We start from the raw sequence: 23,701 nt of genomic DNA on the forward strand, positions 1-23,701 counted from the left end.
CATCATAAAGTCAGGCATTCTCACTGTGTCGGACAAAAACCTTTGAAACTTGAACAGAATTGTAAAAACCCCAGCGGATGATATTAGTCCGCTATCGTCGGCTGACAAGACATTAAGCACATTTCATGGATGAAAAAAAACCCGGCAATGCCGGGTTTTTTGACTGGATCTGAAATCAGGCAGCGAATTGCTTCGCTACGAAGTCCCAGTTAACCAGGTTCCAGAATGCTTCAACATACTTTGGACGCAGGTTGCGGTAGTCGATGTAGTAGGCGTGTTCCCATACATCGCAGGTCAGCAGCGGGGTGTCGCCGCTGGTCATTGGGTTGCCTGCGCCGATGGTGCTGGCCAGAGCCAGGGAACCGTCAGGTTTTTTCACCAACCAGCCCCAGCCGGAACCGAAGGTGCCGATAGAGGTTTTGCTGAATTCTTCTTTGAACTTGTCGAATGAGCCGAAAGCCGCGTTGATAGCGTCAGCCAGTGCGCCAGTAGGTTCGCCGCCAGCGTTTGGTGCCAGGCATTCCCAGTAGAACGTGTGGTTCCAGACTTGAGCGGCGTTGTTGAAGATGCCACCCGAAGAAGTCTTGATGATTTCTTCCAGGGTTTTGCCTTCGAACTCGGTGCCTGGCACCAGGTTGTTCAGGTTCACCACGTAGGTGTTGTGGTGCTTGTCGTGGTGATATTCCAGTGTCTCTGCGGAAATGTGCGGTACCAGAGCATCTTTGGCGTACGGCAGCGGCGGCAATTCAAAAGCCATGGTTTATCTCCTAATCAGGTCAGTTGCGGTGAGCGCAAGGCCGATCACGGGCGGCCAGACAGAACATGCACCGGCGAGTTTGTACTCTTTGCGGCGCAGGGTCAGGATCATAGCACCGGGTCTGCCCGTTAACCACGCAACAACTGTGTGGGATAGAGGTTCCAGAGGATTTACCGAAAGGAAATGCGAGCTGATACAAGGCCCTGGTGCGTGAGGGATTCTATGTTGGCCTGCAAGCGTTGATCCCGGTGGGAGCGAATTCATTCGCGAAGAGGCCGGTACATCGAAGCTTATGTGCTGCCTGACCTACCGCTTTCCCGAATAAATTCGGTCCCACTTGAATGCGTAGAGCCTGTTGGCGGTGCTTGCCCGCGATAAACGATAACGCTGTGTGCCTTGAGGCTGCGTCTCATGTATCGCGAGCAAGCTCTGCTCCCACAGGGTTTTGCATTTAGCGTTATGGATTTACGCAGCCCTGATCAATTGAAGGGCAACGCTGAACATCATCACTGCGACCATCAGGTCCAGCAGTCGCCAGGTGGCCGGGCGCGCCAGCCAGGGGGCCAGCCATGCTGCGCCGAGCGCCAGGGTGCTGAACCACAACAGTGACGCACTGGCTGCGCCCACCACATAAGCCTCTGGCACACTTTGCTGAGCGCCAAGGGAGCCGACCAGCAACACCGTATCGAGATAAACATGGGGGTTGAGCAGGGTCACTGCCAGGGCGCTGAGCAGAACCGCCCGACGCGAGCGCAGGCCAACAACTTCACTCTTTTCCAGGCTCTGACTGGAGCAGGCCCGGCGCAACGCAAGGCTGCCGTACCAAAGCAAAAACACGACGCCGCCCCAGCGAGCAACCGCCAGCAGTGTCGGGTTTTGCGCCAGCAGGTTGGCCAGGCCAAATACGCCGGCGGCAATCAGGATCGCATCACAGACGATGCATACCATTGCTACCGGCAAATGATGTTCGCGACGCAGACTCTGCGCTAGAACAAAAGCATTCTGAGTACCGATCGCCATGATCAAACCGCCCGCCACCAGCAGGCCGTTGAGATAACTTTGCCACATGAAAAATATGCTCCACGCACTGAATAATCTGCCTGTCCGGCAGGTTTGTATGGCGATTGTGAGTGGCAAACCTGTATAAGAAAAACCAATATTACTGATCGCTCATTAGGGAAACTGATGTTCGACTACAAACTGCTTTCAGCGCTGGCAGCCGTGATTGAACAGGCAGGCTTCGAGCGTGCCGCGCAGGTATTGGGTTTGTCCCAGTCAGCAGTGTCCCAGCGGATCAAGTTGCTGGAGGCGCGGGTGGGGCAGCCGGTTCTGGTTCGCGCCACACCGCCGAGCCCGACTGACATTGGTCGTCGCCTGCTCAACCATGTGCAGCAAGTGCGGTTGCTGGAGCGTGATCTGCAAAGCCAGGTGCCCGCCTTGGACGAAGAAGGCATGCCGGAGCGCCTGCGCATCGCACTGAATGCCGACAGTCTGGCGACATGGTGGGCCGATGCGATTGGCGACTTCTGCGCGCAGAACAATCTGTTGCTGGATCTGGTTGTCGAAGACCAGGACGTGGGCCTCAAGCGCATGCGGGCAGGCGATGTCGCGGCCTGTTTGTGCGCCAGCGAACGCCCTGTTGCCGGTGCCCGCAGTCTGTTATTGGGTGCGATGCGGTACCGTGGCCTCGCCAGTCCGGCATTCATCGCGCGCCACTTTCCGGAAGGTTTCGAGGCGAAAAAACTTGCCCGTGTTCCAGCGCTGGTATTCGGCCCGGATGATTTTTTGCAGCATCGTTATCTGGCTTCACTAGGGATCGAGGGCGGGTTCGAGCATCATGTGTGCCCATCGTCCGAAGGTTTTTTACGCATGACCGAAGCCGGAGTGGCCTGGGGGCTGGTCCCGGAAATACAGGTACGCGAACAACTGCAGCGCGGCTTGCTGGTGGAGTTTGCTGAAGACAAACCGGTGGATGTGCCGCTGTACTGGCATCATTGGCGCAATGGCGGTCAATTGTTGACCCGATTGACGGAGCATCTGGCGCAGCAGGCGGGGCAGTGGCTGGTGCCGTTGGGGCTGAAGTGATTTTCAGGTTGGAATGCGTTCCTGTGGGAGCGAGGCTTGTGTAAGGCTTCAGGTTCATGATGAGCCTGTGGGACCGACCGGGGTGGCGCTTCACTTCATTCGGGAAGGCGGCATTTCAAGCGATACATCAACTGCGGATGTACCGGCCCCTTCGCGAATGAATTCGCTCCCACGGATTTGTGTTTGCAGGCCAACATAGAATCTCCCGCATGTGATCTCGATCAAGTCAGACAAGACCTGTGTTTTGAAGCAAGCAAAAAAATATCTAACGGAGCGGTAAATGAAGATTCTGGTCACCGGCGCAAGCGGCTTTATCGGCGGGCGCTTTGCGCGGTTCGCCCTCGAGCAGGGCTTTAGCGTGCGGGTCAATGGCCGACGTGCCGAAGGTGTCGCGCATCTGGTCAAGCGCGGTGCTGAATTTATCCAGGGTGACTTGATCAATCCTGATCTGGTTCGCGTGCTGTGTGACGACGTTGAAGCTGTCGTGCATTGTGCCGGTTCAGTGGGCGTCTGGGGCCGCAAGCAGGACTTCTTGCAGGGCAACGTGCAAGTCACTGAGAACATCGTTGAGGCCTGTCTGAAACAAAGGGTCAGAAGGCTGGTCCATTTGTCGTCGCCTTCAATCTACTTCGATGGCCACTCGCATCTGGACCTCAAAGAAGAACAGGTGCCCAAACGCTTCAACAACCACTACGCCGCCAGCAAATATCTGGCTGAGCAGAAGGTGTTTGGCGCGGAAGAGTTCGGACTGGAAGTGATCGCCCTGCGACCGCGTTTCGTAACCGGAGCAGGCGACACCAGCATCTTCCCGCGGCTGCTGCACATGCAACGCAAGAAGCGTCTGTCGATTGTCGGCAACGGTTTGAACAAGGTGGATTTCACCAGTGTGCACAACCTCAATCAGGCCCTGATCAGCAGTTTGCTGGCCGACAGGTCGGCGTTGGGCAAGGCCTACAACATCAGTAACGGGACGCCTGTGCCGCTGTGGGATGCCGTGAACTATGTGATGCGCCGCATGCAGCTGCCACAGGTCACGCGGTATCGATCCAGTGGCCTGGCCTATTCGGCAGCCGCGGTCAACGAGGCTGCGTGCATGCTGTGGCCGGGCCGCCCGGAGCCAACCTTGTCGCGCTTGGGGATGCAGGTCATGAGCAAGGATTTCACCCTGGATATCAGCCGCGCCCGGCATTATCTGGACTACGACCCGCAAGTCAGCCTGTGGGCGGCACTGGATGAGTTTTGCGACTGGTGGCAAACGCAACAAAGCAGGTGAGCGCTTTAGGCTGCGGCCTCAGCGGTTATACTCGCGAACTTCAAGCAGTTTTCATCACGGTTCTACACAGGGTTACTCATGCGTAACGATCCTTATGACGACGTCGATGACGTTCCGAATCTCAGCGCCAAGGACGATGACGACGATTTCGCGCCGACCACGGCGGCACGCAAACGCACAACGGTGTATTCCCGGGATACGCCTGTGGTGAAAGTCAAAGGACCGAGCACCGGACCGCTTTGGGCCTTGGTGGGTGCGTTGTTCATTGCGTTCTGCGGGTTGGGCTGGTGGAGCTTTCAGCAGATATCCCTGATGGAGCAGCAACTGGTGGCCACTCAGGAAAGCTTTGCACGCATCAGCGAAGAAGCCGCTGGCCGTTTGCAGGACATCTCCGGCAAAGTGGTTGCGACTGAATCAGTGGCGGTGGACGGAGAGGCGCTCAAGCAGCGCATCAAGCTTATCGAGGACCAGTTGGCTGACCAGGACAAACAGCAGGAAGGCACAACCGGGCAGCAGAGCCAGTTGCAGCAACGTCTGGAACAGATCACGACGCAGGCGACCCAGCTGCAGACGAGCAATACGCAACTGCAGGAACAGCTCAAAACCGTCACCACTGAGCTGGCCGCAGTGAAGGCTTCGATTCCGGATCATAAAGCGGCTCAGGGTAATCTCGATCAAGTCGATACCCAACTGAAAAGCCTCAGCGCCGATGTTGCCGCACTGAAGAAGCAGGGCAACCCGACAGCAACCATCGAGCGTCTCGAGCAGGATTTGATCGTGCTCAAAAGCGAACAGGAAAACCGTCCGGCTCCAGCGGCGGCCAGCAGCAACACTGCTGAGTTTGATGCCTTCCGTGCGCAGATGACCCGCAACATCAACACCCTGCAGAGCCAGATTCAGAACCTGTCCCAGCAGGTGAATGCGCGTCGTTAATAGTTATATCCCCCGGTAGGAGCGAACTTGTTCGCGAGGCGATCTTCCTCAGTGTTCAGGTCCAAAGCCACGCCAACAAGTTGCCTCCTGCAGATGTATTACAACGCCGGGTAATCGATATAACCCACTGGCCCTTTGCCGTAGAAGGTTTCCGGGTGCGAAGTGTTCAGCGGCGCATCTTGCTTCAAACGTGCCGGCAGGTCAGGGTTGGCAATGAACGGAACACCGAAGGCCACCGCATCGGCTGAACCATTGGCCAGCCAGGCATTGGCGCTGTCCTTGGTGAATTTCTCGTTGGCAATGTACGCACCGCCGAAAGCCTTTTTCAATTGCGGACCAATGCTGTCGCCAGCCTCATGCTCGCGGGAGCAAATGAACGCAATGCCACGTTTACCCATTTCTGCCGCAACGTAGCCGAAAGTTTCGGCCAGATTGTCGTCGCCCATGTCATGGGAGTCGGCACGCGGTGCCAGATGCAGGCCGACACGGCCCGCGCCCCAGACATCAATCGCTGCATCGACCACTTCCAGCATCAGACGCGCACGGTTTTCCAGAGAGCCGCCGTATTGATCGGTACGCTGGTTGGTGCTGCTTTGCAGGAACTGATCCAGCAGGTAACCGTTGGCACCATGGATTTCCACGCCGTCAAAGCCAGCGGCCTTGGCGTTTTCTGCGCCGGTGCGATAGGCCTCTACCACGTCAGCGATTTCTTCCAGTTCCAGCGCACGAGGTGTGACGTAGTCAGACAGCGGACGAACCAGGCTGACATGGCCTTCTGGTTTGATAGCGCTTGGTGCCACCGGGGTTTCACCGTTCAGATACGAAGGGTGGGAAATACGCCCCACATGCCACAGTTGCAGAACGATCTTGCCGCCTGCACCGTGAACAGCCTTGGTGATATTGCTCCAGCCACGGACCTGGTCGGTGGACCAGATGCCCGGAGTATCCGGGTAGCCGACGCCCATTGGCGTGACTGAAGTAGCTTCGCTGATGATCAGACCGGCTGACGCACGTTGCACGTAATACTCGGCCATCATCGCGTTCGGCACACGGCCCTCATCGGCGCGGCAGCGGGTCAACGGCGCCATGACGATGCGGTTGGCGAGCTGCAGATCGCCCATGGTGATCGGGTCAAAGATAGTAGTCATGCGTGAAACCTCTTGAATTGATCAGTTGATAGCAGGGGCCAGATCGGCGTTGCCGCCCTGGCGAAAAGTAATCAGGGTCACGATCAGCGCGAGTATCGCCAGTGCTCCAGCCGCCAACGGCACGCTGGTCAGGCCCAGGCCATGGGCAATAACGCTGCCGCCGACCCATGCGCCCAGTGCGTTGCCGACGTTGAAGGCACCGATGTTCAGGGTCGACACCAGGTTTGGCGCGGCCTTGCCGAAGGTCACGACGTTGATCTGCAAGGCAGGTACGGCAGCGAACGCGGCGGTGGCCCAGAGGAACAGGGTGATTTCGGTCGGGATCAGCGCGACGCTGGTCCAGCTCAGGGCAGTGGAGATCACAGCCATGGCAATGAACACTCCAATCAGCGTCGCGGCCAGACGACGATCAGCCAGCTTGCCGCCGATCACGTTGCCTACAGTCAGGCCCAAGCCAATCAACAGCAGCGTCCAGGTAATGCCGTTTGGCGAAACACCGGTCACTTCGCCCAGCAGCGGGGCGACGTAAGTGAACAGGGTGAACATCGAAGCCGAGAACAGCGCGGTCATGCTCAACGACAGCCAGATGCCTGCGCCTTTGAGCGAGGCGAGTTCAGCGCGCATGTCGAGCTTGAGCTCTTCGCGGTTGGTGGGCAGGAAGCGCATCAGGCCAATCAATGCAATCACACCGATGACGGTGACGGCCCAGAAGGTCGAGCGCCAGCCAGCGTATTGGCCCAGCGCAGTGCCCAGCGGCACGCCCAGCACGTTGGCCAGGGTCAGACCAGTGAACATCAACGCAACGGCCGAAGCGCGACGATTGGCAGGCACCAGGCCCGCAGCAACAACCGAACCGATACCAAAAAACGCACCGTGGCACAGCGCTGTGACCACACGGGCAAGCATCAATACGTTGTAATCGGCGGCGATGGCACACAGCAGATTACCAACGATAAAGATGCCCATCAGCGTGACCAGCGCAGCCTTGCGCGGAAGCCTGGCAGTGGCCATCGCCATGAACGGCGCACCGATCGCGACGCCCAGCGCATAGCCGGTTACCAGCCAGCCAGCACCGGGGATGGAAACCCCCAGGTCGGCAGCGACTTCGGGCAGCAAACCCATGATGACGAACTCGGTCGTCCCGATAGCGAAGGCGCTGAGCGCCAGAATAAACAGTGAAAGAGGCACTGGGCGTCTCCTGTTGATAAAGGTTTCGTTAATCCTGTAGGAGCTGCCGAAGGCTGCGATTCCCGGTGTTTCAGGAAGAAAGATTTCGCAGCCTTCGGCAGCTCCTACGGGGAATTTTCCTATTTCAAGACGGCGGACCCAGCTCCAGCTCCAGCGCTTCGACGAAGGCCGCAATCACCTCTTCGTTACGCTTGAAAAAGCTCCATTGCCCTACCTTTTTGCTGGTGATCAGGCCAGCGCGTTGCAGGGTTGCCAGGTGGGCCGAAACCGTGGACTGCGAGAGCCCGGCGCGCTGGTCGATCTGGCCCGCGCAAACGCCGTTTTCCGTCGAGTGGGTCTGGTCCGGAAAGCAACTGAGCGGGTCCTTCAGCCAGACAAGAATCTCCCGGCGAACAGGGTGGGCCAGGGCTTTTATTATTTCGTCGAGGTCGATAGGCATGTCGTTCTCAATATGGGTTTAACGCTATATCGCGATGGAGCGAACTTTATATTTGTATTTCGCGATATACAAATATGATTTTCTGCTGAGAATAGTCAGAAACGCTATATCGGGTTATATCGATATAGGCGGGAGGCGTAATTCGGCGTAGGCTTGCGCCATGAACTATCTCGCACACTTGCACCTTGGCGGCCAACGTCCGGCGCAACTCCTCGGCAGTCTGTATGGCGATTTCGTCAAAGGGCCTGTGGCCGGGCGCTTTCCCGATGATCTGGCGCAGGCGATCCAGTTGCATCGCAGCATTGATGCATTCACCGACAGTCACCCTCTGATCAAGCAAGCGATTGCGCGCTTTCCGTCCGAGCGAAGGCGTTACGCGGGCATCGTGCTGGACGTGTTTTTCGATCATTGCCTGGCCCGGGACTGGGCGCATTACGCGGATGTGCCGCTGGCTGCGTTCACGCGCAAGGTGTACGGCGTGCTGGCTGCCGAGCCGGAGTTGCCCGAACGACTGGCCAGGATCGCGCCGCACATGGCCGCTCACGACTGGCTGGGTTCCTATCAGGAGTTTGCGGTGCTGGAGCAGGTACTGGCGGGGATTTCCCGACGTTTGTCACGACCGCAAGGGTTGGCAGGTGCCATGCAGGAATTGCGCGACCTCTACCAACCCTTGAGCGCGGACTTTGCCGAGTTCTATCCGATCTTGCAGGACTTCTCTCAGGCCGCCCTGGCCGAGCGCGGGCTCTCGGCAGTCTGAACTTCTGATACTGCTTCGTCGCTTTTGGTAACCAAAGGCTCGGCAACCACAGGTGGCTCGCCAAACAGAGCGATCTGCACCGCTTGCTGCGCTTCATAAGCCAGCGCGGCGCGTTCCTTGCCTTCGGTGGCAATCGGCGTCAGCAACTGGATATGCACGTCGCCTTGTTCGTTGGCGAACAGTCGACGCAAGTGCGATAGCAAATCGTCGTCGCCGATGAAGGGCGCGATAGGGTCTGGCTGGCCGTTGCGTGAATAGTGAATCGCCACTGGTTGCAGCAACACCCCACTATCAATCGCACTCGACATCAGGCGACCATGAAATGTACGCAGGCCAGTACCGTCAGTGGTGGTGCCTTCCGGGAAAATCACCAGCGCATTATTCCGCTGCAAGTGATTGCCCATCTGCTTCTGGATCAGCTTGCTGTCACCCGAACCGCGACGGATGAACAGCGTGCCCGCTTTCAGGGCCAACCAACCAGCGACTGGCCAGGTGCGTACTTCAGCCTTGGACAGAAATGACAGCGGGGCCAACATGCCCAGCAGCGGAATGTCGGTCCAGGACACGTGATTGCTCACCCACAGCATCGGCTGACGCGGCAGCTCGCCGCTGACGGTTACGCGAAACGGCAGGGCAGCGGTCAGGCGCGCCATGAACCATCGGCTCCAGCGCTGGCGCCGGGCCATTGAATTGCCGATCTTCATACGCTCCATGCAGGCGAACGTGCCAGCAATGGTCAGCCCCAGCGCAATCACCAGCAGCACCCGTGCGACTCGGGCGTAGCCACGCAAGCGGCTCATTACACTGCTGCCTTAAAGTGGCGGGCGTAACGCGGGCACAGATCGTCACGTTTGAGCAGGATGAAGACATCGGCGACCTGGAAGTCTTCGTCCCAGCACGGTTCGCCGCAGATCTTCGCACCCAGGCGCATGTAGGCTTTAAGCAACGGCGGCATTTCGCAGATCACGTTGTTGGGCAGATCCAGGGCTGGCAGCGGGTTTTTCGGCTCGGCGCGCAGGTTCTGGTTGCACAGATAACGCTCGCGCAAGCGCTGCATGATCGCGTGGGCCTGAATGCCGCCATCCTGCATCGGGATGCTCGCGCAACCCATCAGGTAGCTGTAGGCACCTTCGTTGAGGATCTCGGCCAACTCGCTCCACAGCACGGCAATGGTGCCGCCGTTGCGGTACTCCGGGTCAACGCAGGTACGACCCAGTTCAAGGATCGGACCTTGCAGATGGCCAAGGCCATGCAGGGCAAATTCTTCTTCGCTGTAGAAGCGGCCGATGGTGTTGGCAGCCTTGTGATCCAGCAGGCGTGTCGTGGCGACCAGCTTGCCAGTGTTCAGATCCCGTACGCCGATGTGCGAGCAGTGCACATCGTAATCGTCCATATCCAGGCCTTGGTCAGCGCCTTTGAGTTTTGCATTGAATTCACCACTGAACACACTGAAGCGCAGGGCCTGTGCTTCCTGCAAGGCGTTGCTGCCGGTCAGGCGTTCTGCCTGAAGGCGGCGGTCGGATGCTGTGTCGCGAATGCGGGCGATCTGAGTCATGCGAAGTCTCCGTTAGCCTGCCCTGCAAGTGCGGGCGTTGGCTGTAATGGCCTGGCGCTGCTGTACAAACTCAGGCTAAGGAGAGGCGATGTCATGACCATGAAGGTTTGGTGATGGTTGTGTGACGCTGTTTGAGGGAACGCTGTATTTCCTGTGCAGACTGTGTGAAAACTACTGCGCTCGGCAATACTGCGTTAAAAACAGGCGAAAAATGCTCATTTAGAACACCTAGACTCCGCTTTTTCGCCTGTTTTTGCCTTGTCTTGCCGTCGCTCGCTACGTTTTCACACAGTCTGTGTGGGAGCGAATTCATTCGCGAAAGGGCCGTTGCGTTCACTGCATATCTGTCCGGCGTGATGCCGCCTTCCCGAATAAATTCGGTCCCACAGGGCTCTCACTACCTGTATCTGTCACAACCCCCTGCTAAAGTCCGGCGATTCAATTTTGAGGTGTGTCCCGATGCGGCTTGCCTGGCTGGTGCTTTTGTTTGTGGCCTTCAATGCCCATGCTGAACCCTCGGCGGCAGTGAAATCCCTTGAAAGTTACGCATTCCCGACCCGCAACGACCAAACCCGGGAGGGCATTCGCACCGACGCGTTATTGGTACTGCGTGACGGTGAGGTGGTGTACGAGCGCTATGCCGGAGTGACCACTGCCCAAACGCCACACCTCACGTGGTCCATCAGCAAAAGCATCATGGCGACAGTGCTGGGCGTAGCCTTCGGTGAAGGACGCTTCACGCTGGATGATTCCGCCGCAAAATTCTATCCGCCGTTGCGCGCTCATCCTGATATTACGATCAAACATCTGATGCAGTGGACCTCCGGCCTGGATTGGCAGGAGGACTATGAATACGCGCCTCTCAATTCTTCGGTGGTCGCCATGCTTTACACCCGTGGCCGGGACGACATGGCGCGCTTTACAGCCGAGCACCGCAGTGCCCACAAACCGGGTACGTCGTTCCTGTATTCCAGTGGCGACAGCAACATCCTTTCTGCCGCGCTGAAAGGCATGGTCGGGGAAAAGGCCTACGCGGACTATCCGTGGACTGCACTGTTCGAGCCGCTGGGAATTCGCAGCGCTGTTTGGGAGACCGACGCCAGCGGCACGTTTGTCGGTTCTTCCTACGCCTACATGACCGCACAGGATCTGGCCCGTATCGGTTTATTGATGCAACGCGGCGGGCTCTGGAATAGCCGGCAGTTAGTGCCCAAAGCCTGGGTCGACTTCGTTCTGACGCCGTTCGCCAATCCACAACCTGACGCCGAGGTTTCTGGCGGCCAGTGGTGGCTCAATCGCACCGAAAGTGGTCAAAAAGGCCCATGGCCGGATGCACCCGCTGATACCTTCGCGGCGCTGGGTCACTGGGGGCAAGCGTTGTATGTGATGCCCAGCGCCGGACTGGTGATCGTGCGCTATGCCGATGACCGGGATGGCAGTTATTCCCATGATCAATTGCTCAAGTTGGCAATCGCGGCGTTTGGCAAAGAGGGGCCAGCCGCCGTCGCGCAGTAACTAAGCATAGGACCTGTAGGAGCTCACCGAGGTTACGAGGCCAGCGATGACGGCTTACCTGACACTCCGTCATCGCTGGGCTCGTAACCTCGGTGAGCTACAGAAAACGCATTTCAATAGGGGGAGGCCAATGACCACAGGTTTTATTCGTCGTCGTCCGTTCAGCAGCCTGCTGCTATTGATATTGATTGTAATAGGCGTACTGGTCTGGCAAAACCGCGTCGCATTGGCGGCGTTTCCGAGCATCATCAGCGCTTATACCGCCAAAGAGTATTGCTCCTGTCGCTACGTCATGCTTAATTCCGCCGAGTATTGCCGTGGTTACGTCAAACAGTACGTACCGAGCAGTTTGCTCGACGACGCGGCGAATAAACGGGTAACTGCCGAAGGTCTTGGCCTCAGTAATGTGGCGACCTGGCAGGGCGAGCGACAAGGCTGTCGCTTGCTACCGTCAGCGCCTTGAAAGCCCGAATGCGAACGTAGCAGCTCGCCGGCGGTCAGACAGGCGGTACGGTTGCCCCTTAATGCGCATCTGGAGTTTGCATGCCCATCACAACCCGCCTGCTGCTGGCCTTGTTGGCGCTGACAGCGTTGCCCGCTCAGGCGAACTGGTATCTGGACAACGAATCCTCACGGCTGTCGTTCACCTCCACTAAAAACGCCAACATTGCTGAAGTGCATCGCTTTCTGACCTTGCACGGCAAAGTCGATCGTAAAGGTGCGGCCGAGCTTGAAGTCGAGCTGGAGTCAGTCAGCACCGGCATCGCCCTGCGCGATGAGCGTATTCGTGAGCAGGTTTTTAACGTCGCGAAATTTCCCAGAGCGAAAATCAATGCTCAACTCGACCTGGGCCCGATCAATGATCTGGCGCCCGGCGCGCAGCTGGAATTGCGTCTGCCGCTGGTGGTGCAACTGCATGGCAAATCCCACAGTTACCGGGCTGAACTGCTCGCCACGCGTCTTGATGAGCGACGCTTTCAGGTCGTGACCCTTGAGCCTTTAGTGGTCAATGCTCAGGATTTTGATCTGGTGCCTGGTTTCACGACACTGCGCAATGCGGCCGGGTTATCGGCGGTCAGCCTCGCGGTGCCCGTGGGTGCCGTCTTGATCTTCACGGCGCGCTGAAGTATGGCCGGGGCGATTTTTCCGTGGCGTGAGAATAACCAGTTCCAGTTGTTGATCGACGGCCCAGCGTTCTTTCCGCGCATGATTGCCGCGATTGACGGCGCTCAGCAGCAGGTCGAGCTGGAGCTTTATCTGGTCGAGGCGGGCGCGTGTGCCGAGGCGGTGGTTCGGGCTTTGGTCGATGCGGCTCAACGCGGCGTGATCGTGCGCTGCCTGTTTGATGATTTCGGTGCCCAGGCCTTCACCTTGGGGCTGAGAACGCGCCTGACCGATTCGGGCGTGATCCTCAGGTTCTACAACCGCATTAACTGGCGACGCGGGATACGTAATTTCTACCGCGACCATCGCAAACTGCTGTTGGTGGACAAAAAGCTCGCAGTGGTCGGCGGCACCGGCGTTACCGATGAGTTCTGGCAGCCTGCCGAGGACGTCAGTGAGTGGCATGAAGTGATGGTGGAAATCACCGGTCCGCTGGTCATCGACTGGCAGGCATTGTTCGACCGCCAGTTCCACGCCAACCCGCGTCGTACGGCCTGGCGCCCCGCAGAAAATTTCGGCTTGCCGCGCTTGCCGAAGGTTCCTGTTTTCGGTCACGGGCTAGGCCGTGTTGCCTATGCGGATTCCCGCCAGCACCGCGACATTCTGCAGTCGTTGGTGCGGGCACTGAACAGTGGTCACAAACGCATATGGCTGGCGACGCCGTATTTTCTGCCAACGTGGAAAGTTCGCCGCTCATTGCGCAAGGCTGCGGCCCAAGGCATTGATGTGCGACTGCTGCTTACCGGTCCGCGCACCGATCACCCTTCAGTGCGCTACGCCGGGCATCGCTACTACCCGCGCTTGCTGCGTGCGGGCGTGAAAATCTTTGAATACCAGCCGTGCTTCCTGCATTTGAAAATGGTCCTGATCGATGACTGGGTCAGCATTGGCTCATGCAATTTCGATCACTGGAACCTGCGCTTCAACCTGGAAGCCAACCTTGAAGCCCTTGACGTTGGACTGACGCGGGATGTGGTCGCCAGCTTCGAAAAAGACTTTGCGGTGAGCAAGCAAATCACCCTGGCTGAATGGAAAGCCCGGCCATTGTGGAGCCGGGTCAAACAGCGGCTTTGGGGGTGGGTGGATCGGTTGGTGGTGAACTTGCTGGATCGGCGCGGCTGAGCTGTTGCTGAAACCGTAGGACTGGCTTTAGCCGGGAGAGCGGTATTTCTGACGAGGAATATGTAGTGAATGTCCCGACGCCTCGCGGCTAAGGCCACTCCTACGGGACTGTGCAGGTTCTGTGGGAGCAGGGCTTGCCCGCGATAAGCCGAGCGCAGTGGCAGGTATATCGCTTTATCGTTCATCGCGAGCAAGCTCGGCTCCCACAGGGCTGTGGCCATTCTGGGAATCACTTGCGCCACACCTCTGGCTGGCTGGATGCGATCCAGTGGGAGCGACGTAAGGCGTAGAGATCGATTTGCATCTAGAGAGTCTTATTGCTAATGTTTGAGTCTATAGATGCAAAAGGTGTTTCTCATGTCCGCCGTCCCACAACTCCAGCCTCTTTCCAAAGAACAATGCGTTTCCGGTCTGCGCACCGCGCTGCGCATTCTCGACAAGTGGGATGCGTCCAGCGAGCAGGCGTGTCGGATTCTGCGTATCTCCCGCAGCACGTATACCCGCGCCAAGCAGACAGGCTCTGAATGGTCGGTCGGGCTGGACATGGATCAGATGCACCGCATCAGCTTCGTGCTGAACATTCATGCGGCACTGCGCACGGTTTTCGACAACCCGGACAACGTGTACGGCTTCCCGGCCATGGCCAATGACAACGAGTTTTTCAACGGTCGCAAGCCCTTGGACATCATGGCTCAGGGCGACATCGTTTCACTGTATGAAACCTTCCGCCGCGTCGACGCACTCCGGGGCGCGCAATGGTGACGCTCGACAGCCTGCCACTTCTTGCCGAGCAAGAGCAGCGGGCTTATCGGTTGGTCAATTCCAGATTCCCGCCCATCGATCTGTTCGACGATGTTGCCGATGCTGCCGAGTTTGAGGGGCTGTATCAGCTACAGGCGATGACCAATCCACGATTGCAGAATGAAATCGGGCGCATCGCGTTGATCCCGGTTGCTGAGATTCCGTTTGGCATTCCCGGCTGTTCTTACGCGGTAGGGCCGTTCACCCATGTGAATCCGGCGGGCTCGCGTTTCAGTTCAGGGGCTTTCGGGGTGCTGTATCTGGCCGATGTGATGGAAACCGCCATCGCCGAGGTGCGTCATCACCAGAACCACTATTGGTCGAGAGTGGCAGGGCTCAACTATGAGCGTTTTCTGTTTCGTGGCCTGCTCTGCACCTTCGATGAAGTAGCCAATCGCGATGCTACCGGGCTGTCACTTTCAGAGCCGATCTACGATCCTGATGAGTATTCCAGTGCTCGCCAGTTGGGCCACGCCGCCAAGCGGGCAGGGTGCCCAGGGCTGCGCTACAACTCGGTTCGCTCGCCGGGCAATCATTGCTGGGCATTGATGACACCCAGGCATGTGAAGTCGATTGTTCAGACTGCGCATTACGAAATGATCTGGAGTGGGCAGATCACCAGTGTGAGTCGGCTTTCGAATGCTTGAAGGTGTTAATGGCGCCGCGCTGTCGCGCAGAAACCATTGGACCTGTAGGAGCTGCCGAAGGCTGCGATGGCGGTGTGTCAGGATGAATGCTTCGCAGCCTTCGGCAGCTCCTACAGTAGCCCTCGAACGCTAATAAAAAACCCGCATCTCTGCAGGTTTTTTATTGAGGCCGACGTGCTTACTGCACTTCCACCGCCAGGCTGTCGCTGATCTTTTTCTGCCAGATCTGCGGGCCGGTGACGTGGACGGATTCGCCCTTGCTGTCGACTGCAACGGTAACCGGCATGTCTTTGACTTCGAACTCGTAGATCGCTTCCATGCCCAGTTCGGCAAAGGCCACGACTTTCGACTTCTTGATCGCCTGAGCCACCAGATAAGCAGCACCGCCGACCGCCATCAGGTACACGGCCTTGTGGTCCTTGATCGCTTCGATAGCGGTAGGGCCGCGTTCGGATTTGCCGATCATGCCCAACAAGCCGGTCTGATCGAGGATCTGCCGGGTAAATTTGTCCATCCGCGTGGCTGTAGTCGGGCCAGCCGGGCCAACCACTTCTTCGCGCACCGGATCAACCGGGCCAACGTAGTAGATAAAGCGACCTTTCAGATCAACCGGCAGGGTTTCGCCCTTGTTGAGCATTTCGACCATGCGCTTGTGGGCAGCATCGCGACCGGTGAGCATCTTGCCGTTGAGCAGAACGGTTTCGCCCGGCTTCCAGCTTTGCACGTCTTCCGGGGTCAGGGTGTCGAGGTTGACGCGACGGGCTGACGGGCCTGCTTCCCAGACGATTTCCGGGTAGGCGTCCAGCGGCGGGGCTTCAAGGGATGCAGGTCCGGAACCGTCGAGCACGAAATGCGCGTGGCGGGTGGCGGCACAGTTAGGAATCATGCACACCGGCAGCGAAGCGGCGTGAGTCGGGTAATCCATGATTTTCACGTCGAGCACGGTGGTCAGACCGCCCAGGCCCTGGGCACCGATGCCCAGTTGGTTGACCTTCTCGAACAGCTCCAGACGCATCTCTTCGATACGGTTGGACGGGCCGCGCTTTTTCAGCTCGTGGATGTCGATGGATTCCATCAACACTTCCTTGGCCATGACGGCGGCTTTCTCGGCAGTACCGCCGATACCAATGCCGAGCATGCCTGGCGGGCACCAGCCTGCACCCATGGTTGGAACGGTTTTCAGGACCCAGTCGACGATCGAGTCGGACGGGTTGAGCATCGCCATCTTCGATTTGTTTTCCGAACCACCGCCTTTGGCAGCCACGTCCACTTCCACGGTGTTACCCGGAACGATGGAGTAGTGGATGACGGCCGGGGTGTTGTCCTTGGTGTTTTTGCGAGCACCGGCCGGGTCGGCCAGGATCGAAGCGCGCAGAACGTTTTCCGGCAGGTTGTACGCGCGGCGCACACCTTCGTTGATCATGTCGTCCAGGCCCATGGTGGCCCCATCCCAACGCACGTCCATACCGACGCGCACAAACACGGTCACAATTCCGGTGTCCTGGCAGATCGGGCGATGGCCGGTGGCACACATGCGCGAGTTGATCAGGATCTGCGCCATGGAGTCACGGGCAGCAGGCGACTCTTCGCGCAGATACGCTTCGTGCATCGCCTGAATGAAATCCACCGGATGGTAGTAGGAAATGAATTGCAGGGCGTCGGCGACGCTCTGAATCAGGTCGTCTTGCTTGATCACGGTCATGTGGGCGCGCTCCTCTGTTTAGGACGGGAACATTCAAAAATATTGTCTGAGTCATCTGCCATGTTGCGATGTCTCATTGCTACGGCAGCATCGCTGGCTGCGACAAAAAGGCGCGGCAGTATAACCCGCAACCTCGCTGGTCCATCCATCGGTTTTGCGCCTTGCCAGGATTGGACCGCTGACTGGTTTATCCCTACTACTGCGGGATTTTTCATGCGTAAAGGCTGCAAGCCGTGTAATCCGTGTACTTGAGCTACCCCGCGTCAGTTGCAATTGAACCTATTTGAACGTATTTATCCCCCGTCGCTGGAAACTTTTTGACGCGAGTCTAAAGTTCTGGGCTTGGTGCCACTACGGGAAGGAATCCTTTTGAGCACGATGAGCAAACGGGAAATATCTCCGACCACGCAGTCCATTTTCCTGAAGCGATTTGGTTTGGCGGTGGCGACCTACGTATTGGTTTTGTTACTGAGCGGGCTGGCCATTTACGCTGGAGAGCTGCATCAACCATTGCATGTGGCGGCGATCACTTGTGTATCGGTGCTGCTCAGCCAACTGGTTTTGCTGATCGTTTTCCTCACCCGATTCAATCAGCGCTTCACTGATGCAAGCCTGACTGAATTCCAGGTAGTGCTGGCCTTGTGTTGGCTGACCTGGCTGTTGTCATGCCTGGGCGAAGCGCGCGGTGTGTTCCTGGTTATCTATGCGCCGATCCTTCTGTTCGGTCTGTTTCAGCTCACGCCCATGGTTTTCGCCCGCTGCGCCTTGCTCGTACTGCTGAGCTTCACAGGCATCAACGCGTGGGAGTTTTTCAACGGAACCCTGCAGAAACCGGGCACCGTACTTCTGCAGATCAGTGCCCTGTTCGTCATGCTGTTATGGCTCAGCCTGTTTGCCGGTTATGTGCATGCCCAGCGCCAGCGAATGCGTCAGCGTCGCTACGCCTTGCAAGCCCACCAGGACACCTTGCGCGGCATGATGGCTCAGCTTGAGGAACTGGCTGCAACCGATGAACTCACCGGCCTGTATAATCGCCGCTACTTTTTGCGCATGGCTGCCCGGGAGTTGAATCAACTCAACGATGACACTTCTCACGGGCTGGCTTTGATTGACCTTGATCACTTCAAGCGCATCAACGATAACCATGGCCATTCGGCTGGCGACCAGGTGTTGCAGGCTTTTGCAGCCCGCGCTCAGGACTGTCTGCGCGAGAGCGATGTGTTGGCGCGCTACGGTGGAGAGGAATTTGTGTTGTTGATACCGCTCTGTGACGAAAAACAACTGGTGGATTGTTGTGAGCGTGTGCGGGAGTCATTCAGCCGTGTTGAACTGGCGGCGTTACCCGGCTCAAATCTCAGCCTGTCAGTGGGGATGACCTTGCTGCAACGGGGTGACAATCTGGATGAAGCGCTACACCGCGCAGATCAGGCGCTTTATCGCGCCAAGCGTGGTGGGCGTAACCGATGTGTGGCGGGTTGGGAAAACGTTGATGCCTGAGCTGCATGTAGGCGAGCGTCACTGGACGGTCGAGGCAGGAAGCAATTTACTCGACAGCCTCAATCAGGCTGGCGTCAGGGTCCCCTATAGCTGCCGGGCCGGAAGTTGCCATGCCTGTCTGGTGCGCTGCATTAGTGGCGAACCGGCGGATGCCCTGCCTGAGGCGCTGGATGCGGGCAAGCGTCAGCAAGGCTGGCGTCTGGCCTGCCAGTGTCGGGTGATGCAGGATTTGACCGTCAAGGTATTTGATCCACAACGTGATGGGGTGCCAGCCCGGGTCGCAGAATGTGACTGGCTCAGCCCGTCGGTACTGCGTTTACGTCTGGAGCCAGAACGGCCGTTGCGTTATCGGGCTGGTCAGCATCTTGTGCTGTGGACGGATAGCGGCGTCGCGCGGCCTTATTCGCTGGCGAGCATACCCGGCGAAGATCGCTTTCTGGAGTTTCACATCGACTGTCGTCAGGCGGGCGCCTTTGCTGACGTAGCTCGCCATTTGCGTGTGGATGAGCGCATCGGGCTAGGCGAGTTGCGGGGCGGTGCTTTGCAATACGACCCGGACTGGCAGGACCGGCCGTTGTTACTGTTGGCCGCTGGAACGGGTCTCGGACCTTTGTGGGGCGTGCTTCGAGAGGCGCTTCGTCAAGAGCATCAGGGACCTGTCAGGCTTATTCATCTGGCGCGCGATGGCAGTGAACATTACCTGCGTACTGAATTGGCTGAGTTGGCAAGTACTCATGGCAGCGTTCAGGTCCAACTGGTGACGTCTGATGAACTGGACGCGACGCTGGCCGACTTGCGCATGTTGTCGCGCAAGACCATGGCGCTGGTCTGCGGCAGCCCACAAAGTGTAGAGACCTTTGCCAAGCGACTTTATCTGGCGGGTATTCCGCGTAATCAGGTGTTGGCGGATGTGTTTGTGGGGCGTGAATAAGGCATTCAAACGCGAGATGGCGCGGTGCGATAGACACCGGGGTCTCTCCTACAGAAATGCGCTGCTATTCACTCCCGGTCATCAAACACAAAAAAGCCCCGGCTCTCGCGAACCGAGGCTTTTTGTTTGCTGCGCGGGACGGTCTTAGACCAACGGATCGCCGACGTGCAGGATCTTCATGCCATTGGTGCCACCGATGGTGTGGTAGCTGTCACCCTTGGTGAGGATGACCCAATCGCCTTGCTCAACGAGACCGCGCTTGAGCAGTTCGTCTACCGCAGACTGGCTGACCTGGCCTGGTGGCAGGTTGGCCGGGTCGAACGGTACGGTGTAAACGCCACGGAACATTGCTGCGCGGGCCTGAGTACCGCGGTGCGGGGAGAACGCGTAGATCGGTACCGAGGAGCGAATGCGCGACATGATCAGCGGGGTATAACCGCTTTCAGTCAGGGCAATGATCGCTTTCACGCCAGGGAAGTGGTTGGCGGTGTACATGGCTGCCAGCGCGATGCTTTCGTCACAACGAGTGAACGAGTGACCAATGCGGTGGCTGGAGGTTTTACCTGTCGGGTGCTTCTCAGCGCCGATGCAGATACGGGCCATGGCCTGCACGGCTTCGATCGGGTAGGAACCGGCAGCACTTTCAGCGGACAACATGACGGCGTCGGTGTAGTCGAGCACGGCGTTGGCCACGTCGGACACTTCTGCGCGTGTCGGCATCGGGCTGGAGATCATCGACTCCATCATCTGTGTTGCCACGATTACCGCTTTATTGTGGCGACGAGCGTGCAGGATGATGCGTTTCTGAACACCTACCAGCTCGGCGTCACCAATTTCAACGCCCAGGTCGCCACGGGCAACCATGACCGCGTCACTGGCGCGGATCAATGCGTCCAGCACTTCATCGTTGGCCACGGCTTCGGCACGTTCGATCTTCGCCACCAGCCAGGCGGTACCGCCTGACTCGTCACGCAGCTTACGGGCGTATTCCATGTCAGCGGCATCGCGCGGGAAGGAAACGGCCAGATAGTCCAGGTCCATTTCGGCAGCGAGCTTGATGTCCTGCTTGTCTTTTTCGGTCAACGCCGGAGCGGTAAGGCCACCGCCACGGCGGTTGATGCCTTTGTGGTCAGACAATGGACCACCGATCAGCACGGTGCAGTGCAGTTCGTCGGCAGTCTGGGTGTCAACGCGCATGACCACGCGACCGTCGTCGAGCAGCAGCTCGTCGCCTACGCCGCAGTCCTTGACCAGATCCGGGTAGTCGATACCCACGATTTGCTGGTTGCCATCGGTCAGCGGGTGAACAGTGGAGAAAGTGAATTTATCACCGACTTTCAGTTCTATTTTCTTGCCGGCAAACTTGGCAATACGAATTTTCGGACCCTGCAGGTCGCCCAGCAGTGCGACGAAGCGCCCGTGCTTAGCGGCGATCTCACGGATCAGCCTGGCGCGTGCCTTGTGCTCATCCGGAGTGCCGTGAGAGAAGTTCAGACGAGCAACGTCCAGACCCGAGAGGATCAATTGTTCGATGACTTCCGGCGAGTTACTGGCAGGGCCAAGGGTGGCGACGATTTTAGTGCGGCGAACGGTCATGCATAAACTCCTTATATGAAGCGCAGCGAGAGGCTACTACTGTCTTGATCTGTAGTCATGTTTCTTTGCATTGTCGCGAGATTTTGCGAGCCGGTAACCGGCAGACGACCGGTGCCAAAAACTGCTTGAAGAAATCCTGTTTCAGGTCGATATATTGCAGAGCACAGGAGAGTCCCATGCGAATCGTGATGATTTTAGTATTGCTGGCAGCTGTCAGTGGCTGCACCCGAATGGCAATGAATTCCAATTTGAACAGCGCCTACCGGTCCTATGATCGGGGTGATTGCGAGGCTGTGATGTTGAGCCTCTCCAAGGTTGATCGTCAAAGCCGCTCGCGTCGTTACGTTCAGCCAGAAGTATCGATGTTGCGCGGGCAATGTCTGGAGCGGCAAAAACTGTTTGTTGATGCGGCCCAGACTTATCAGTTCATCATCACTCAGTACCCTTACAGTGAGTACGCATTCAGAGCAAGAGCTCGCCTGGAGACGCTGCAACAGTTGGGTCACTATCCACGCGTCCAGACTGCTCAGGTTAGCCCTGTAAAGCGTTAATTACATTCGTTTGGATCCTTTGTAATGTTTTTGAGTGGCTGTATGCCGCAATTGGTCTAGTCTTACGAAAAGCAGACGGACGTACGTGACTTGTGGCGCCTGTATCGGGTCAGAGTCTCGTTTCTGCGACGACAAACTCAAGTTTGTTCGTATTGACGGTGCCAATGCGCAGTGTTGGCTACCCCAGGAGTTTTAGCGCGGCCATGCTCAATGGCTACCTATGGCGGCTGATTTATGTTGAAAGAGCGAAGGATCGAACGGCATCAATTGCCTGGCTATCTGCGGGTGTTCAACCGCTACACCAACAAGCAATTGGGTTGTCTGGGCAACGTGTCCGAGAAGGGATTGATGCTGATCAGTGATCTGCCAATGATGGTGGGAGCTGAATTTCAATTGCGTCTGCAGGTACCTTGTGAGCGTGGAATGCCTGTCACTCTGGAGGTGACGGCGACCTGTCTGTGGTGTCACGAAGATGAAACGCCGGGTAGCTATGACTCGGGTTTCATATTGACGGAGTCACCGCCGGAGTACGCGGAACTGATTGGTGCTCTAAGGCATTACTTCAGTTTTTATCCGATGGAAGCATCGGCCTGAGAGCGACTACCTGACTGACGCTAATTGCGTAGGAGCTGCCGAAGGCTGCGAAGCGTTTTTCCAGACAGACCGGCGATCGCTATGCGACAGCGGATGTTGGTAAGGCGCTTTCATAACGCACCGGTTTTTTTCCAGTTCAAGTAGCGACTGATCAGTTCCGGCCCGAGTTCTGCCGGGCGGGAGTCCAGAACTGGAATGCCGTGTGCGCTCAAGCGGTCATGCAGTTCGGCACGGGCGTTCAGAAAGTCGATGGTTCCGCAGTACATCAACGCCTCTTCGTAAGTCTGAACGGATACGTGCCGTAAGGTATCCAGCACCTCTTCGCGCAAACTGACGATCAGAACCCTGTGTTTCTGGCCCAGCAGTTTGACCGCGGACAACAGCTCTTCGTCATCCTCATCGCGCAAGTTGGTCATCAATACCACCAGCGCGCGGCGCTTCTGGCGTGCTATCAACTGGCGAGCGGCCGCGCTGTAATCTGCGGTTCTTCGACTGCTGTTCAGGTCATAGACGCTGTTGAGCAGCACATTCAACTGGCTCGGCCCTTTAACCGCAGCAAGGTAGCGGTCCTGCTCGCTGGCAAAGGTCGACAGACCTACCGCATCGCCCTGACGCAAGGCTACATGCCCAAGCAATAGCAGGGCGTTGAGCGCGTGATCGAAGTGCGAAAGATCGCCGTCCTGGCTGCGCATGCGTCGACCACAGTCGAGCATGAAAATGATTTGTTGATCCGTTTCCTCCTGATACTCACGGGCGATGGGCGTGCGGTGGCGTGCTGTGGCTTTCCAGTCGATTTGCCTCAGGCTGTCGCCTTCACGAAACTCACGCAACTGGTTGAACTCCATGCCCAGCCCACGGCGCTGTCGCTGCCTTACGCCCATCTGGCTGAGCCAGTTTTCAACCGCCAGCAGCTGTCCTCCATAGACCCGGGCAAAATCCGGGTAGACCCGCGTACTGTCATTCAACTCCAGATAGCGACGAGCCCGCCAGAGTCCCATCGAGCTGGGCAGCTCTATTTCGCACTGGCTAAGCTTGAAAAGTCCTCGTTGCAGCGGGCGTATGCGATAGCTCAACCGGCTTTGCTGGCCCGGCCGCAGCGCCAGGGTTTGTGGCAGATGTTCTACCTCAAAGCCGTCCGGCAAATGGTCGAACACCTGCACCGTGATTTCATCCGGATAATCGTGTGTCAGCGTCAGATGCGCTTGCGCCCAACGCCCCAGCGCCAGACTCCCGCGGACTTCACGTTTGAGGCTCGGTGAAGGTTTGCGAGTAAGCCGAATGGCATCCGCCAGCGCCAGTACCAGCAATGCCAGCAGCAACGCGTAAAACAGCGTGCCAACTTCATCGGGCACCTCAATGGCCAGTGCGGACAGAACACCGAGCAGCAGTGCAATGCCCGCCAGGCCTCCCAGCCAGCCAAGCAGTGCTGTCGATGGTTTCAGCAGT

24 protein-coding genes are annotated in these 23,701 nt (G+C 57.8%); 14 read left to right on the plus strand and 10 right to left on the minus strand.

The window, feature by feature from the left end:
• Positions 1–175: 175 nt before the first annotated feature.
• Both K3169_RS05955 and K3169_RS05960 read right to left on the minus strand, forming a co-directional pair.
• On the minus strand, positions 176–757 hold the full coding sequence (locus tag K3169_RS05955) for a superoxide dismutase (protein WP_027900293.1): 582 nt from the start codon (positions 755–757) through the stop codon (positions 176–178).
• 465 nt (positions 758–1,222) lie between these two features.
• Positions 1,223–1,825: a LysE/ArgO family amino acid transporter gene (locus K3169_RS05960; RefSeq protein ID WP_122394644.1), complete on the minus strand. Its 603-nt coding sequence runs from the start codon at positions 1,823–1,825 to the stop codon at positions 1,223–1,225.
• A gap of 117 nt (positions 1,826–1,942) precedes the next feature.
• Between K3169_RS05960 and K3169_RS05965 the strand changes: the two genes are divergently transcribed.
• The 3 genes from K3169_RS05965 (at position 1,943) to K3169_RS05975 (ending at position 5,048) form a co-directional block, all read left to right on the plus strand.
• Entirely contained in the window at positions 1,943–2,842 is a 900-nt protein-coding gene (locus tag K3169_RS05965; RefSeq protein ID WP_263270589.1) for a LysR family transcriptional regulator ArgP, read from the plus strand.
• A gap of 280 nt (positions 2,843–3,122) precedes the next feature.
• Positions 3,123–4,115, plus strand: a complete 993-nt coding sequence (locus K3169_RS05970; RefSeq protein WP_263270591.1) for an NAD-dependent epimerase/dehydratase family protein — start codon at positions 3,123–3,125, stop codon at positions 4,113–4,115.
• Positions 4,116–4,193: 78 nt separating this feature from the next.
• Positions 4,194–5,048: a hypothetical protein gene (locus K3169_RS05975; protein ID WP_027900297.1), complete on the plus strand. Its 855-nt coding sequence runs from the start codon at positions 4,194–4,196 to the stop codon at positions 5,046–5,048.
• A gap of 98 nt (positions 5,049–5,146) precedes the next feature.
• On the opposite strand, the gene K3169_RS05980 is transcribed toward K3169_RS05975, so the two are convergent.
• The 3 genes from K3169_RS05980 to K3169_RS05990 all read right to left on the minus strand — a co-directional run bounded on the left by K3169_RS05980 (position 5,147) and on the right by K3169_RS05990 (position 7,823).
• On the minus strand, positions 5,147–6,196 hold the full coding sequence (locus K3169_RS05980; protein ID WP_263270592.1) for an alkene reductase: 1,050 nt from the start codon (positions 6,194–6,196) through the stop codon (positions 5,147–5,149).
• Between the two features lie 21 nt (positions 6,197–6,217).
• Complete coding sequence (locus tag K3169_RS05985) at positions 6,218–7,384, minus strand: MFS transporter (protein ID WP_263270594.1); 1,167 nt, start codon at positions 7,382–7,384, stop codon at positions 6,218–6,220.
• A gap of 124 nt (positions 7,385–7,508) precedes the next feature.
• Entirely contained in the window at positions 7,509–7,823 is a 315-nt protein-coding gene (locus tag K3169_RS05990) for an ArsR/SmtB family transcription factor (RefSeq protein WP_231675224.1), read from the minus strand.
• Positions 7,824–7,983: 160 nt separating this feature from the next.
• On the opposite strand from K3169_RS05990, the gene K3169_RS05995 reads away from it, so the two are divergent.
• Positions 7,984–8,580 (plus strand): ACP phosphodiesterase, encoded by a 597-nt coding sequence (locus tag K3169_RS05995; RefSeq protein ID WP_231675225.1) that lies wholly within the window; start codon positions 7,984–7,986, stop codon positions 8,578–8,580.
• Here the strand turns inward: K3169_RS05995 and K3169_RS06000 are convergent.
• A complete protein-coding gene (locus K3169_RS06000) occupies positions 8,541–9,380 on the minus strand; it encodes a lysophospholipid acyltransferase family protein (RefSeq protein WP_263270596.1) in 840 nt (279 codons plus the stop codon). The two genes, K3169_RS05995 and K3169_RS06000, sit on opposite strands and share 40 nt — an antisense overlap.
• Complete coding sequence (olsB, locus tag K3169_RS06005; protein WP_263270598.1) at positions 9,380–10,135, minus strand: L-ornithine N(alpha)-acyltransferase; 756 nt, start codon at positions 10,133–10,135, stop codon at positions 9,380–9,382. Before olsB ends, K3169_RS06000 begins: the two co-directional genes overlap by 1 nt.
• A gap of 459 nt (positions 10,136–10,594) precedes the next feature.
• Here olsB and K3169_RS06010 point away from each other — a divergent pair, with 459 nt between their 5' ends.
• The 6 genes from K3169_RS06010 to K3169_RS06035 all read left to right on the plus strand — a co-directional run bounded on the left by K3169_RS06010 (position 10,595) and on the right by K3169_RS06035 (position 15,384).
• Entirely contained in the window at positions 10,595–11,650 is a 1,056-nt protein-coding gene (locus K3169_RS06010; RefSeq protein ID WP_263270600.1) for a serine hydrolase domain-containing protein, read from the plus strand.
• Between the two features lie 130 nt (positions 11,651–11,780).
• The gene (locus K3169_RS06015; RefSeq protein ID WP_231675229.1) at positions 11,781–12,113 is read left to right on the plus strand and encodes an amidase; all 333 of its coding nucleotides are present in this window, start codon (positions 11,781–11,783) and stop codon (positions 12,111–12,113) included.
• An 80-nt stretch (positions 12,114–12,193) separates the two neighbouring features.
• Positions 12,194–12,775: a YceI family protein gene (locus tag K3169_RS06020; protein WP_122708138.1), complete on the plus strand. Its 582-nt coding sequence runs from the start codon at positions 12,194–12,196 to the stop codon at positions 12,773–12,775.
• Positions 12,776–12,778: 3 nt separating this feature from the next.
• Complete coding sequence (locus K3169_RS06025) at positions 12,779–13,936, plus strand: phospholipase D-like domain-containing protein (protein ID WP_231675230.1); 1,158 nt, start codon at positions 12,779–12,781, stop codon at positions 13,934–13,936.
• A gap of 357 nt (positions 13,937–14,293) precedes the next feature.
• Positions 14,294–14,698: an antitoxin Xre-like helix-turn-helix domain-containing protein gene (locus K3169_RS06030; protein ID WP_099270889.1), complete on the plus strand. Its 405-nt coding sequence runs from the start codon at positions 14,294–14,296 to the stop codon at positions 14,696–14,698.
• Positions 14,692–15,384, plus strand: coding sequence for an RES family NAD+ phosphorylase (locus K3169_RS06035; RefSeq protein WP_231675231.1), 693 nt, complete (start codon positions 14,692–14,694; stop codon positions 15,382–15,384). The genes K3169_RS06030 and K3169_RS06035 overlap by 7 nt, the downstream gene beginning before the upstream one ends.
• Before the next feature lie 178 nt (positions 15,385–15,562).
• On the opposite strand, the gene K3169_RS06040 is transcribed toward K3169_RS06035, so the two are convergent.
• Entirely contained in the window at positions 15,563–17,086 is a 1,524-nt protein-coding gene (locus K3169_RS06040; protein ID WP_122708130.1) for a fumarate hydratase, read from the minus strand.
• Between the two features lie 378 nt (positions 17,087–17,464).
• Here K3169_RS06040 and K3169_RS06045 point away from each other — a divergent pair, with 378 nt between their 5' ends.
• A complete protein-coding gene (locus tag K3169_RS06045) occupies positions 17,465–18,583 on the plus strand; it encodes a sensor domain-containing diguanylate cyclase (protein WP_231675242.1) in 1,119 nt (372 codons plus the stop codon).
• Positions 18,576–19,514 (plus strand): iron-sulfur-binding ferredoxin reductase, encoded by a 939-nt coding sequence (locus tag K3169_RS06050; RefSeq protein ID WP_263270604.1) that lies wholly within the window; start codon positions 18,576–18,578, stop codon positions 19,512–19,514. Before K3169_RS06045 ends, K3169_RS06050 begins: the two co-directional genes overlap by 8 nt.
• Positions 19,515–19,658: 144 nt before the next feature.
• On the opposite strand, the gene pyk is transcribed toward K3169_RS06050, so the two are convergent.
• Positions 19,659–21,110, minus strand: a complete 1,452-nt coding sequence (gene pyk / locus K3169_RS06055; protein ID WP_027900593.1) for a pyruvate kinase — start codon at positions 21,108–21,110, stop codon at positions 19,659–19,661.
• 176 nt (positions 21,111–21,286) lie between these two features.
• Between pyk and K3169_RS06060 the strand changes: the two genes are divergently transcribed.
• Both K3169_RS06060 and K3169_RS06065 read left to right on the plus strand, forming a co-directional pair.
• The gene (locus tag K3169_RS06060; RefSeq protein WP_027900594.1) at positions 21,287–21,661 is read left to right on the plus strand and encodes a tetratricopeptide repeat protein; all 375 of its coding nucleotides are present in this window, start codon (positions 21,287–21,289) and stop codon (positions 21,659–21,661) included.
• Between the two features lie 234 nt (positions 21,662–21,895).
• Entirely contained in the window at positions 21,896–22,255 is a 360-nt protein-coding gene (locus K3169_RS06065; RefSeq protein WP_099270879.1) for a PilZ domain-containing protein, read from the plus strand.
• Positions 22,256–22,365: 110 nt separating this feature from the next.
• Here K3169_RS06065 and K3169_RS06070 read toward each other — a convergent pair whose 3' ends face one another.
• Positions 22,366–23,697: a DUF58 domain-containing protein gene (locus K3169_RS06070; protein ID WP_263272234.1), complete on the minus strand. Its 1,332-nt coding sequence runs from the start codon at positions 23,695–23,697 to the stop codon at positions 22,366–22,368.
• Between the last annotated feature and the right edge of the window lie 4 nt (positions 23,698–23,701).

The sequence above is a fragment of the Pseudomonas phytophila genome (genome assembly GCF_025643095.1).
Lineage (GTDB): Bacteria > Pseudomonadota > Gammaproteobacteria > Pseudomonadales > Pseudomonadaceae > Aquipseudomonas > Aquipseudomonas quasicaspiana.